Below are 12,584 nucleotides of genomic sequence, written 5' to 3' on the forward strand. Positions count from 1 at the left end.
CGCGGCCGCGGGGTTCGCTTTTCAGGCGCCGTGCGTGCCGCGAAGGGAGCGGCCGATCGCTTCGAGCGAATCTTCGATCTCGGCGAAGCTGGGGCGCTCGGCTGGCACTGGGGAATTGCAGCGGGCCTGCAGCCGCCGAAGCGCTTGCACGGCCGAGTGGTTTTCGCCTTCTGTTGGATCGGCGTCGGTGGGGGGTGAATTGACACGGTCGATCAACTCTTCGAGCAGGCAGCCGAAGGCGCGTGCCTCGATGCGCTGCAGGCCGGCGGCATGCGCGCCTGATGGCTCGAAGAACGACGCGGCACCGAAGTCGCCGAGCAGCGCCCTCGCGCCGCCATCCCACAGGATGTTGTGGGCGTAGAGGTCGCCGTGGGTGATGCCATGCGCATGCAACTGCCGCACGGCGGACGCTACGCCGCCGGCCATGCCAAGCGCGGCGGGCAGGTCGAAGCGCGTGTCCGGCGCGTACACGTCGCGCGTGCAGCTTTGCAGGCTCGGCGGGCCGGCCAGGTTGCGCCAATCAGGATCGACCAGGCCGAGCACCAGCGCGGGCGTGCCGTCCGGATGGCCGGTGACGCGGCCACGCACGCCGATCAGTGTTGGATGCGCGCCTGCGGCGATGCAGGCGTCCATTTCGCTCAGGGGCGAGCCGTCGCTGGTCACCGCGCCCTTGAACAGCTTGACCGCCACGTCCTGGGGGGCGCCCGCGCCGTCCATCCAGGTTGCGCGGTGAATGCGACCGGATGCGCCTTCACCCAGCAGTTCGCCCAGCGCCAGCCGCGACCAGTCGATGTCGGGCACGGGGTGCGCCGCCAGGGCGCGAGCCTCGGCAGCCTGGGAGGCGGGGTTGTCGGCAAAGGCCAGCCAGGCCAGACGCGGCAGGGCAAGGAGCCAGTCGGGCAGCGCATCGAGCCGGTTGCCGGCGATGCGCAGCAGTTCCAGGCGATCGCAACCCGCCAGTTGCGGCGGCAAGGTCGTGAGCGCATTGCCGGCCAGCATGAGCTTTTGCAGGCGAGGGCGGTGGCCGAGTTCGGCCGGCAGTTCGGCGATGCGGTTGTCCGTCAGGATCAGCCAGCGCAGCAGCGGCGGCAGCGCAGCGGCGGACACATGCTCGATGCGGTTGGCCTTGAAGCCCACCATCTCCAGCAGCGGGCAGTCGCCCAGCACGTCTGGCAGACGGGTAAAGCGATTGTCCGATCCGAACACGATGCGCAGACGGCGAAGGCGCGCGAAGTCGCCTGGCAGTGCATCGAGCGAGTTGCCGGACAGGTCGAGCACTTCGAGCGTGTCCGCCACGTTGAAGACTTCGCGCGGAAACTCGGTCAGGCCGCCGCGCAGCTTGAGCTCGCGCGTGCCCTGGAGCCGGCCGGCGCGCAGGTCGTCGAGAACGCGCGCGGTCGCCGCGTCCGTCATCCCGCGCTGCCGGGCAGGCCGAAGCGGTAGATGCCGTCTTCGCCCAGCGTGCGCTGCAACTGGCCGGCAAAGCGCAGGTAGTGCAGGTGCGCAACAGCCTCGCCCATCGCGAAGGTGGTCTGATGCACATCCAGCTTGCGGGTGAACAGGATGGGGAGCGACTCGGCCGCCGTGCGCGCCTGGGTGCTGCAAAACTCCAGCAATGCAGCCAGATGCTTGCGGTGATGGTTCTCAAGTTGCTCCACGCGCTTGTGCACGCCGACGAAGGGCCTGCCGTGCGCGGGCAGCCCCAGCACGTCGGCGGGCAGTTCGAGAAAGCGCCGGATGCTCGACAGGAACAGCTTGAGCGAGTTCGCTTCCGGCTCGCCAGCGTAGACGCTCACGTTGGTGGAGATGCGCGGCAGCATCATGTCGCCGCCCAGCAGCACGTTCAGCGTGGGGCAGTACAGCGAGATGTGCTCCGGCGCATGGCCGTAGCCGCTGATGCAGCGCCACACGTTGCCGCCGATGACCAGTTCGTCGCCGTCGAGCATGCGCACGAACTCTGCGGGCACCGAGGGCACCATGTCGGCGTAGTAGTTCTTGCGCCCGAGGATGGCGGCTTGCGCGTCGGGGTCGGTCAGTCCGTGCGAGCGGAAGTACTTGGCGGCCGCCTCGCCGCCGGCGGCCGAATCGCCGGCGGAGCACAGCACGCGAGCGGTGTGATAGTCGGTGGAGCTGATCCACAGCGGCGCGTTCCAGCGTCGGCAAAGCCAGTCGGCCAGGCCGATGTGGTCGGGATGCATGTGGGTGACGACCACGCGCAGGATCGGCAGGCCCTGCAGTTGCGTCTCGAAGATCTGGTCCCACTGCGCGCGGGCTTCGTCACGGGCGATGCAGCAGTCCACCACCGTCCAGCCCTGGCGCCCGTCGATCTCGTCGCGCAGCAGCCAGAGGTTGATGTGATCGAGCGCAAATGGAAGCACCATGCGGACCCAGCGCACGCCGGGCGCGACCTCCACCGTGGTGCCGGGCAAGGGCAGTTGATCGCCGAGGGGATATTGGAGTTCGCGTTCGAGCAGATTCATGTACGATTGACGTTTACGTAAACGTCATTGGTGAGCAGTACATTTTAGGGACTGCAGCCAATTGCTGCTGTCGCCCCTGCAACCGCCACGCTTGACACGCATCGATACATGTCTGCCCAGACCTATTCCATCAGCGAGCTGGCCGAGGAGTTCGATCTCACCACGCGTGCGATCCGCTTCTACGAAGACATGGGGCTGCTGGCGCCCGAGCGCGCCGGCCCGGGCGGGCGCCAGCGGGTCTACAGCGGGCGCGATCGCACGCGGCTGGCGCTCACGCTGCGCGCCAAACGCCTGGGCCTGAGCCTGAACGAGGCCAAGGAAATCCTCGACATGTACGACAGCCCGCGTGACACCGTGCCGCAGCTGGAGCGCTTCCTGGAGGTGCTCGGCACGCACCGCCGGCAGCTGGAGGCGCAGCTCGAAGACCTGCAGGCCAATCTCGAGGAAGTGCGCGCCCAGGAGCGCCAGGGGCGCAGCAACCTGGCCCGGGCGCGTCGAGCAGCGGCCTGACCACCTCTGTCCCCGTCGACCACCACCACCCCATTCACCCACCAAGAGCACAACACCATGCCTGACAGCCTCAGCGACCTTTTCGCCCTCAATCGTTCCTGGGCCGCGCAGACCGAACGCGACCGGCCCGGCTTCTTCACCAGCCTGGTGGCGCAGCAGACGCCCAAGTACATGTGGATCGGCTGCTCGGACAGCCGCGTGCCGGCCAACCAGATCACCGGCCTGGAGCCTGGCGAGGTGTTCGTGCATCGCAACGTGGCGAACATCGTGGTGCACTCGGACCTCAACGCGCTGTCGACCATCCAGTTCGCGGTGGACCTGCTGAAGGTGGAGCACATCATGGTGGTGGGTCACTACGGTTGCGCCGGCGTCAAGGCGGGCCTGGACGGCATCCGCGTGGGCCTGGCCGACAACTGGATCCGCCACATCCAGGACGTGCGCGACCGCCATCGCGCGTTGCTCGATGCCGTGCCCACCGACAAGCGGGCCGACGCGCTGTGCGAGCTCAACGTGGTGGAGCAAGTGGCCAATGTGTGTGGCAGCACCGTCATGCTCGACGCATGGGGCCGCGGCCAGAACGTTCGCGTGCATGGCTGGACCTTCGGCGTGCACGACGGCCTGCTCAACGACCTCAAGCTGACGGTCAACAGCTCCGAGAAATTCCATACCGTGTATCCCGAAGCGATCGAACGCATCCGCGCCAAGTGGACGCAGGCGGCCTGAGGCCGACGCACCCGCGCCATCGCCCTCGCTCGTAGCGCATGTTTCCGCAGCGCCTCGATTCGCCACTGGCCTACTCGGTGGCCAAGGCCATGGCCGACGGATTCAACCGGCACTACCGGTTGTTCCGTGCCGAATCGGCGCGCGCCAAGCATCGCTTCGAGACGGCCGACTGGCGCGGCCAGCAGCGTGCGCAGCGCGAGCGCATCGAGTTCTACGACCTGCGCGTGGCCGAGGCGGTGGCCCGCCTCGAAAAGGAATTCAAGGCGGGCGAGCAGCCGATGGAGGTGTGGCAGCAGGTCAAGCTGCACTTCATCGGGCTGCTGGTGGACCACCACCAGCCCGAGCTGGCCGAGAGCTTCTTCAACTCCGTCACCACCAAGATCCTGCACCGCTCGTACTTCCAGAGCGACTTCATCTTCGTTCGCCCCGCCATCAGCACCGAGTACCTGGAGACGCGCGACGCGCCCACCTACCGGCCCTACTACCCGCCCCATGAATCGCTGGACGACACCATCGCGCGGATGCTGGACGACTACGGCCTGCTCGGCCGTTGGGCGGACAAGCCGCGCGACGCACGCCGGGTCGCGCAGGCCATCCTGGCGCGCTTTCGCAAGGTGCGGCTGCGGGCCAACTTCCAGATCCAGGTCATCTCCAGCCTGTTCTATCGGAACAAGGGCGCGTACGTGGTGGGCAGGATCATCAACGGCTTTACCGAACTGCCTTTCGCGCTGCCCATCCTGCACGACGCAAGCGGCCGCTTCTACGTGGACGCGGCGCTGTTTGGCGAGGACGACCTGCAGATGCTGTTCTCGTTCGCGCGCGCCTACTTCATGGTCGACATGGAAGTGCCTTCGGCCTATGTGCAGTTCCTGCGATCGCTCATGCCGCGCAAGCCGCGCGCCGAGATCTACAACGCGCTGGGCCTGGCCAAGCAGGGCAAGACGCTGTTCTATCGGGACTTTCTCTCGCACCTGAACTATTCGAGCGACAAGTTCCGCATCGCCCCGGGCATCAAGGGCATGGTGATGCTGGTGTTCGACCTGCCGTCCTTCCCCTTCGTCTTCAAGGTCATCAAGGATTTCTTTCCGCCGCCCAAGGAAACCACGCGCGAACAGGTCAAGAGCAAGTACCTGCTGGTCAAGCGGCACGACCGCGTGGGCCGCATGGCCGACACGCTCGAATACAGCAACGTCGGCTTTCCGCTGGAGCGCTTCGAGAGCGCTCTGGTCGACGAGATCCGCCGCTTCGCGCCCAGCCAGGTCGAGATCGGAGACCGCGACGGCAATGGTGAGATGGAACTGGTGCTGCGCCACGTCTACATCGAGCGGCGCATGATTCCGCTGAACATCTACCTGCAGGAAGCCTTCGACCAGATCGACCATGCCGACGGCGAAACCGAAGCGCGCCGCGCGCAACAGCACCTGGTAGATGTGGTCGTGGAGTACGGCAATGCAATCAAGGACATGGTGGCCGCCAACATCTTCCCGGGCGACATGCTGTGGAAGAACTTCGGCGTCACCCGTGGCGGCAAGGTGGTGTTCTACGACTACGACGAGATCGAATACCTCACCGACTGCAACTTCCGCAAGGTGCCGCCGCCACGCAACGAGGAAGAAGAGATGAGCGGCGAGATCTACTACCGCGTCGGTCCGAAGGACGTCTTCCCCGAGACCTTCGCCCCCTTCCTTCTGGGCAACGACCGCGTGCGCGCGGCCTTCATGGCCCACCACGCCGACCTGCTCGACCCCGCGTTCTGGCAAAGCCACAAGGAGCGCATCGGCGCGGGCCAGATGCTCGACGTTTTTCCCTACGACGAGGCCAGGCGCTTCGTCCAGGACGGCGCCTCGCCGTCCGCACGCAACGACACCCATTCTTCATTCATAGCCACAGGAGCAACATCATGAGCGAATCCATTGTCATCGTCGGTGCCGCGCGCACCCCCATGGGCAGCTTCCAGGGCGACTTCTCGTCGCTGGCCGCGCACGATCTCGGCGGCGCCGCCATCAAGGCCGCGCTGGAGCGCTCGGGTGTCGCGCCCGACCAGGTGGGCGAAGTGCTGTTCGGCAACTGCCTGATGGCGGGCCAGGGCCAGGCGCCGGCGCGCCAGGCGGCCTACAAGGGCGGCCTGCCCGATGCGGCGGGCGCCGTCACGCTCAGCAAGATGTGCGGCTCGGCCATGAAGGCCGCGATGATGGCGCACGACATGCTCCTGGCCGGCACTCACGATGTCATGGTGGCCGGCGGCATGGAAAGCATGACCAACGCGCCCTACCTGATGCTCAAGGGCCGCAGCGGCTACCGCATGGGCCATGACCGCATCTTCGACCACATGATGCTCGACGGCCTGGAAGACGCCTACCAGCCCGGCCGCAGCATGGGCACCTTCGGCGAGGACTGCGCCGCCAAGTACAGCTTCACCCGCGAAGAGCAGGACGCCTTCGCCATGGCGAGCGTGCAGCGCGCCCAGCACGCCACCAAGGACGGCCTGTTCAAGGCCGAGATCACGCCCGTGACGGTCAAGACCCGTGCCGGCGAGACGGTGGTGGCGATCGACGAAGGCCCGGGCAAGATCAAGGTCGACAAGATCCCGTCGCTCAAGCCCGCGTTCAAGAAGGATGGCGGCACCATCACGGCGGCATCGAGCTCGTCCATCAACGACGGGGCCGCGGCGCTGGTGATGATGACCGAATCGCACGCGAAGAAGATCGGCGCCAAGCCCATCGCGCGCCTGGTGGCCCACGCCACGCACGCGCAGCAGCCCGAGTGGTTTTCCACCGCGCCGGTCGGCGCCGTCCACAAGCTTTTCGCGAAGACCGGCTGGGGCGTCAATGACGTCGACCTCTGGGAAGTGAACGAAGCCTTCGCCGTCGTGCCGATGGCGCTCATGAAGGAACTGGGCGTGTCGCACGACATCGTCAACGTGCACGGTGGCGCCTGCGCCCTGGGCCACCCCATCGGCGCGAGCGGCGCCCGCATCATGGTGACCTTGATCCACGCGCTGCAGCAGCGCGGCAAGAAGCGCGGCGTGGCCACGCTGTGCATTGGCGGTGGCGAGGGCACGGCCGTGGCGATCGAACTGGTCTGAAGACGATGCTGCTGACTCCCGATCAGGAATCCATCCGCGACGCCGTACGTGCCTTCTCGCAGGAGCAGTTGTGGCCCCATGCCGCGCGCTGGGACCGCGAGCACGCCTTCCCCAAGGAGGCGCACGCCGGCCTTGCCGAGTTGGGCGCCTACGGCATCTGCGTGCCCGAGGAATACGGCGGTGCGGGCCTGGACTACCTCACGCTGGCGCTGGTGCTGGAAGAGATTGCCGCCGGCGACGGTGGCACCAGCACCGCTATCAGCGTGACCAACTGCCCCGTCAACGCCATCCTCATGCGCTACGGCAACGAGGCGCAGAAGAAGCAGTGGCTCGTGCCACTGGCGCAGGGCCGGATGCTGGGCGCTTTCTGCCTGACCGAGCCGCAGGCCGGCAGCGATGCCAGCAGCCTGCGCACCACCGCCCGGAAAGAGGGCGACGGCTACGTGATCAACGGCGTCAAGCAGTTCATCACCAGCGGCAAGAACGGCCAGGTGGCCATCGTCATCGCCGTGACCGACAAGGCCGCCGGCAAGCGGGGCATGAGCGCCTTCCTGGTGCCCACCGACAACCCCGGCTACCAGGTGGCCAGGCTGGAAGACAAGCTGGGCCAACACAGCAGCGACACCGCGCAGATCAATTTCGAGAACTGCCGCATTCCTGCCGAGAACCTGATCGGCGCGGAGGGCGAGGGCTACAAGATCGCGCTGGGCGCATTGGAAGGCGGGCGAATCGGCATTGCCGCGCAAAGCGTGGGCATGGCACGCAGCGCGTTCGACGTGGCGGTCCAGTACGCGAAGGAGCGTCAAGCCTTCGGCGGAACGATCTTCGAGCAGCAGGCCGTCGGCTTTCGGCTGGCCGACTGCGCCACGCAGATCGAGGCGGCTCGCCAGCTCATCTGGCATGCCGCAGCCTTGCGCGATGCGGGCCGGCCCTGCCTCAAGGAGGCGGCGATGGCCAAGCTTTTCGCCAGCGAAATGGCCGAGCGCGTGTGCAGCGCGGCGATCCAGACGCTGGGCGGCTATGGCTACGTGAACGACTTCCCGCTGGAGCGCATCTACCGCGATGTGCGCGTGTGCCAGATCTACGAAGGCACCTCGGACATCCAGAAGCTGCTGATCCAGCGCGCGCTCTGACGCAAGGCGCGGTCGCGCTGCATGGCGCGACGAGCGTCTTGCGGATCAGGCCTCCACATCGATCAGGGCCAGCCCGGTCTCGGCGTTGCAGGTTTTCCGCAGGTAGCCCGGCGACTCGATGAGCAGCACCTCGAGCGTCGGCCGCACGATGGCTTGCAGCAAATGGCCGCCGACCGTGCTGCCGTTGCGCCGGCCGAGCACGGTGTGCGCGTGCACCTTGGGCTCGTCGCCATCCAGGGCGATGTCGCCATTGAGCGAAAGCACCTCCACCTGCTCGTCCACGGGAATGCGCTCGTACTCCTTCTTCTCCCACTCGAAGTAGCCCAGTTGCGCGCATTGCAGCGCGCCGATGGCGCTGAATCGGCTGGCATCCAGCCCTTGCTCCTTCGCGAAGGACTCCAGCAGCGGGACCACCTCGTCGCCCTTCTCGAAGATGAGCGCGAAGGTGCGTTCCGGCGATTGATTGAGCAGCTTGAATTTCATGGCGATGGTCTCCTGGAGCGGCCATCGTCACGCGCGACGCCTGATCGCGCTGTCCGACAAGTTCCGCCCTGGGCGTGCGCGCACGCCGGTGTCGAGTTGTTCGGCGCGCCGACCCATCGGCAAAGTCCTACGCCACATCGGCCGTCAGGCCGAGGCGGTCGCCGCTCGCGGCTGTTCACCATGGCCCCATGACGACGCACCGAAGCACCAACCGCGAGCTGACCGGCGAAGACGCTGACGGCAACACCTATGTCGTGAAATGCGAGTTCGTTGAAAAGAAAGTCAACGATCCCGCCGACCCCAAACATGACCATTGGGAGATCAGCGCCGTCAACGCCCGGCTCGAAGACGGCCGGGAATTGAGGCAGGACGGTGATGTCTGGAAAACCGTGAATGGCCCGGAGCTGGTCTTGCATGTGAGCGGGTCGGGTTCCGCCGAAGACACGCCATAAGCGAAGACGCGGGACACAAATACTGACGTTTTCGGGGCTGACGCCCTATGATCGAGGGTTCTCCCGAGCCTTCGATGCTTTTCGCCAGCGCGCCCACGATCTCCAGATCCCGCCCAGCCAGCCGCAACCGCGCGCCCTGGCGGTCGGGTGGGCATGCGCGTTCGGCGGGCGCGCGTAGCCTGTTGGCGGCGCTGGCGTTCGCCGTATGGTTCGCCGCCATGCTCGGCATGGTGCACCGCACGCTGCACGTGCCCGAAGCGCATTACGTGGCCGAGCCGGCCTATGTGACTGCCAAGGCGCAGGGCCCGTCCAAGCAGTCTTCCCGGCACGCCTTCGGGCTCTTTGCGCTGTTCGGCCACCACACGGTTTCGGACTGCAATCTCTACGACCAGTTCACCGGCTGGCACGCGCCCATGAGCGTGCCGCAGGTGCTGCTGCCCATCGTCCTTCCGGCGGCGACCTTCGTCTGGCTGGAAGGGGAGGCGGTGGCTCGCTGGGTCGCGCTCTTCGACGCGCGCGGGCCGCCCTCGGCCCGCTGAATCCCTCCTCCGTTCGATCGCACCGCTGTTGCCGACGTTGCTCGGCAACCGGCGGCGCGCTTCGTCGTCGTCGATTCAACGCGTCTTCTCATCATGTTTCATTCATATCGCCGCAGCGCCGTCAGCGCCGCAGTTCTTTCCTTGTCGTGCTGCGCGACGGCCTGGGCGCAATCGCAGCCCGCGACGCCTGACAGCCGTCCCGCCATGCGCGAGATCACCGTCACCGGCAATCCGCTGGGCGCTCCCGATCCGATCGCGCCCGTGACCTCGCTGTCCAACGATGCCCTGCTGCTGCGCGACGCGCCGTCGCTGGGCGAGACGCTCAACGGCCTGCCGGGCGTGAGCAGCACCTACTTCGGTCCCAACGCCAGCCGGCCGACCATCCGCGGCCAGGACGGCGACCGCATCCGCATCCTGCAAAACGGCGGGGTAACGGCCGATGCCTCGGCGCTGAGCTACGACCACGCCGTGCCGGTCGACTCGCTCGTCATCGAGCGCGCCGAAGTGCTGCGCGGCACCTCGGCTCTTCAGTACGGCGGCAGCGCCGTCGGCGGCGTGGTCAACCTGCTGGACAACCGCATTCCCACCGAGCCGATCGAAGGCGTCGGCGGCCGGGCCGACGTGGGCTACGCCACAGGCAATCGCGAGAAGTCCGGCGGCGTGCTGGTCGAGGCCGGCAACGGCCGCATTGCGGTGCATGCGGATGCGTTTCGCCGTGATTCGGACGACGTCTCGGTGCCGATCGACCTGCCCTGCGACAACCCGCAGCGACCGGGCGAGGCGCGCAAGATCTGCAATTCGGCCAGCCAGGCCGACGGTGGCGCCTTCGGCGGCACACTGTTCTTCGACCAGGGCTGGATCGGCGCGTCCGCCAGCACCTATCGCAGCGACTATGGCAGCGTGGCCGAGGACGACGTGTCGATCCGCATGAGGTCCGACCGCTACGCCCTGGAGGGCGAATGGCGCCCCGGCGGCTTTTTCAGCAGCTTGCACATGAAGGCCAGCCGCACCAACTACGGCCACACCGAATTCGAAGGCAGCGAGACGGGCACGGTCTTCTCGCGCGACACCAACGACTTTCGCCTCGAGGCCCGGCACCAGAAGCTGGGCAACCTCGAAGGGCTGATCGGCTTTTCCAGCGAGTCGGGCGACTTCTCGGCCGAAGGCGAAGAGGCTTTCGTGCCCACCACCCGCACCCGCGCCAACGCCGTGTTCCTGCAGGAAGACCTGGCCACATCCTGGGGACGCCTGAGCCTCGGCGCACGCACCGAGGATGTGAAAGTCCGGTCCGGCGGATCGACCGATCCGGACATCGACCGCTTCTTCGTCGGCGAGCGCAGCTTCCGCCCGAGCAGCGCGGCCCTGGGTGCGCTGGTCAACCTCAGCCCGCAGTGGCGGTTGACCTCCAACCTCGCCTACACCGAGCGTGCACCGAAGGACTACGAACTGTTCGCCAACGGCCCGCACGTGGCCACCGGCGCCTGGGAGACGGGCGACGCCGACCTGCAGAAGGAAAAGTCGGCCGGCGTGGACCTGGGGACGCAGTGGACTTCCGGCCCGAACAACGCGCGCATCAATGCCTACTACACGCGCTTTTCCAACTACATCGGCCTGTTGTCGACCGGCAATACGCGCGGCGAAGAGGGTGAGCTCAATCCCGAGGGTGAAGAGGGCCTGCCCGAATACGCCTACTCCGGCGTGCGGGCACGCTTCGTGGGCATCGAGGCCAACGGCACGCTGCGCCTGCTGGGCAACGAAGGCCTGGCGCGGCCCGAAGAGCCTTCTACGCTCGATCTGGAATGGCGCGGCGACGTGGTGCGGGCCACCAACACCGACCTGTACCTGCCGCTGCCGCGCATCTCGCCCGTTCGGGTCGGTGCCACGCTGGCCTACGGCACGGGTCCCTGGGCGGCACGGTTCGGATTTGACTACTACGCCGCGCAGGACCGCGTCCCCGAGGGCGACCGCGCGACCGATTCCTACACGCTGTGGAATGCCTCGCTCACCTACAAGATGAAGGTGCAGCGCGCCAACCTCACCTGGTATGCGCGCATCGACAACATCACGAACGAGCTCGCCTACAGCGCCACGTCGATCCTCACGACCACCGCCTATCCGAGCGTGCCGCTGCCTGGACGTTCGCTGAAGGTGGGTCTGCGCGCGACCTTCTGATCCGCGCCACCGATCGCCTCCGCGCCCATGGGTGGCGCGGAGGCGATTGCCTACAATGCGCCCCCTTTGGAACCCACCTGGTGCGCGCGCAAGCAAATGAATACGGACATCGTCGTCAACGAAGAACTCAAGGCCTACATCGACCCGTTGACCGCGGATGAGTACGAGTCACTGGAACGCAGCCTGCTCGCCGAAGGCTGCCGCGACGCGCTGGTGCTGTGGGGCGATGTGCTGGTCGACGGCCACAACCGCTACGCCATCTGCCAGAAGCACGGCCTGCCTTTCAACACCGTGCAGAACACGCGCTTCAAGTCGATGGAAGACGTCCACCTTTGGATGATCGACCAGCACCTGGGCCGCCGCAGCGTGTCCGACTTCCAGCGCGGCGTGCTGGCGCTGCGCAAGCGGGAGATCGTGGCCGAACGCCGCGCCCGGGCAGCCGCGAATGTCCAGGCCGAGGCGCAGGCTGAAGCCTCCGAAGCCGCCACATCCGCCGAGACCGAGGCGCAGGCACAAGCGCTTGCCACGCGCGAGGCGCTGGCCCGCGTCGCGCGACTGAGCAACACGCAGGTTGCGATGATCGAGAAGATCCAGAAGCAGGCCACGCCGGAACTGGTGGCCGCCGTGAAGGCGGGCGACATCTCCATCAACGGCGCGGCGGCCGTCGCCAGCCTGCCGGCCGAAGAGCAGGTGGCTGCCGCCACCGCCGGCAAGGATGAACTGAAGCAGGCCGCCAAGCGGGTGCGCGAAGCCAAGCGCAAGCCGCGCGAGACGTCCGCCGCCGAAGCAGGCGCGGCATCGCCCAAGAGCGATGCCGACGACGCCAGCGCCGCAGACGCATCCGGCGACACGGTGGAATCGCTGCGCAAGCGCGTGGCCGAACTCACGGCGGAAAACACCGGCCTTCGAAAGCAGGTGATGAACCTGCTCGACCAGTTGAACCGCCGACCGTCGGGCACTGAAGCCGCGCCGCAGGACGAAGAAGACGCCGGCGCGCCGTTCTGAGG

12 protein-coding genes are annotated in these 12,584 nt (G+C 67.0%); 9 read left to right on the top strand and 3 right to left on the bottom strand.

Translation table 11 applies throughout. The annotated features are described in order from the left end of the window. Positions 1-21 precede the first annotated feature (21 nt). Positions 22-1,413, bottom strand: a complete 1,392-nt coding sequence (locus QTH91_RS00130; RefSeq protein ID WP_286658007.1) for a leucine-rich repeat-containing protein kinase family protein — start codon at positions 1,411-1,413, stop codon at positions 22-24. Then, positions 1,410-2,480 carry an MBL fold metallo-hydrolase gene (locus tag QTH91_RS00135; RefSeq protein WP_286658008.1) on the bottom strand — a complete coding sequence of 357 codons (1,071 nt, stop codon included), beginning with the start codon at positions 2,478-2,480 and terminating at the stop codon, positions 1,410-1,412. The genes QTH91_RS00130 and QTH91_RS00135 overlap by 4 nt, the downstream gene beginning before the upstream one ends. Before the next feature lie 108 nt (positions 2,481-2,588). On the opposite strand from QTH91_RS00135, the gene QTH91_RS00140 reads away from it, so the two are divergent. The 5 genes from QTH91_RS00140 to QTH91_RS00160 are packed head-to-tail and all read left to right on the top strand — an operon-like array spanning position 2,589 to position 7,931. Further along, positions 2,589-2,990, top strand: a complete 402-nt coding sequence (locus tag QTH91_RS00140; protein WP_286658009.1) for a MerR family transcriptional regulator — start codon at positions 2,589-2,591, stop codon at positions 2,988-2,990. A 57-nt stretch (positions 2,991-3,047) separates the two neighbouring features. Beyond that, entirely contained in the window at positions 3,048-3,713 is a 666-nt protein-coding gene (gene can / locus QTH91_RS00145; protein ID WP_286658010.1) for a carbonate dehydratase, read from the top strand. 38 nt (positions 3,714-3,751) lie between these two features. Next, positions 3,752-5,617 carry a bifunctional isocitrate dehydrogenase kinase/phosphatase gene (aceK, locus tag QTH91_RS00150; protein ID WP_286658011.1) on the top strand — a complete coding sequence of 622 codons (1,866 nt, stop codon included), beginning with the start codon at positions 3,752-3,754 and terminating at the stop codon, positions 5,615-5,617. Continuing rightward, positions 5,614-6,798, top strand: coding sequence for an acetyl-CoA C-acyltransferase (locus QTH91_RS00155; protein WP_286658012.1), 1,185 nt, complete (start codon positions 5,614-5,616; stop codon positions 6,796-6,798). The genes aceK and QTH91_RS00155 overlap by 4 nt, the downstream gene beginning before the upstream one ends. 5 nt (positions 6,799-6,803) lie before the next feature. Further along, a complete protein-coding gene (locus QTH91_RS00160; protein WP_286658013.1) occupies positions 6,804-7,931 on the top strand; it encodes an acyl-CoA dehydrogenase family protein in 1,128 nt (375 codons plus the stop codon). A gap of 45 nt (positions 7,932-7,976) precedes the next feature. Here QTH91_RS00160 and QTH91_RS00165 read toward each other — a convergent pair whose 3' ends face one another. After that, positions 7,977-8,414 carry a PPC domain-containing DNA-binding protein gene (locus QTH91_RS00165; protein WP_286658014.1) on the bottom strand — a complete coding sequence of 146 codons (438 nt, stop codon included), beginning with the start codon at positions 8,412-8,414 and terminating at the stop codon, positions 7,977-7,979. A 188-nt stretch (positions 8,415-8,602) separates the two neighbouring features. On the opposite strand from QTH91_RS00165, the gene QTH91_RS00170 reads away from it, so the two are divergent. The 4 genes from QTH91_RS00170 (at position 8,603) to QTH91_RS00185 (ending at position 12,582) form a co-directional block, all read left to right on the top strand. Continuing rightward, entirely contained in the window at positions 8,603-8,866 is a 264-nt protein-coding gene (locus QTH91_RS00170; protein WP_286658015.1) for a hypothetical protein, read from the top strand. Between the two features lie 47 nt (positions 8,867-8,913). Then, positions 8,914-9,405, top strand: a complete 492-nt coding sequence (locus QTH91_RS00175; RefSeq protein WP_286658016.1) for a hypothetical protein — start codon at positions 8,914-8,916, stop codon at positions 9,403-9,405. A 93-nt stretch (positions 9,406-9,498) separates the two neighbouring features. Then, complete coding sequence (locus tag QTH91_RS00180) at positions 9,499-11,577, top strand: TonB-dependent receptor (protein ID WP_286658017.1); 2,079 nt, start codon at positions 9,499-9,501, stop codon at positions 11,575-11,577. Between the two features lie 96 nt (positions 11,578-11,673). Then, positions 11,674-12,582 carry a ParB N-terminal domain-containing protein gene (locus tag QTH91_RS00185; RefSeq protein WP_286658018.1) on the top strand — a complete coding sequence of 303 codons (909 nt, stop codon included), beginning with the start codon at positions 11,674-11,676 and terminating at the stop codon, positions 12,580-12,582. Positions 12,583-12,584: the final 2 nt, after the last annotated feature.

Source organism: Variovorax dokdonensis, assembly GCF_030316895.1.
Lineage (GTDB): Bacteria > Pseudomonadota > Gammaproteobacteria > Burkholderiales > Burkholderiaceae_C > Variovorax > Variovorax dokdonensis.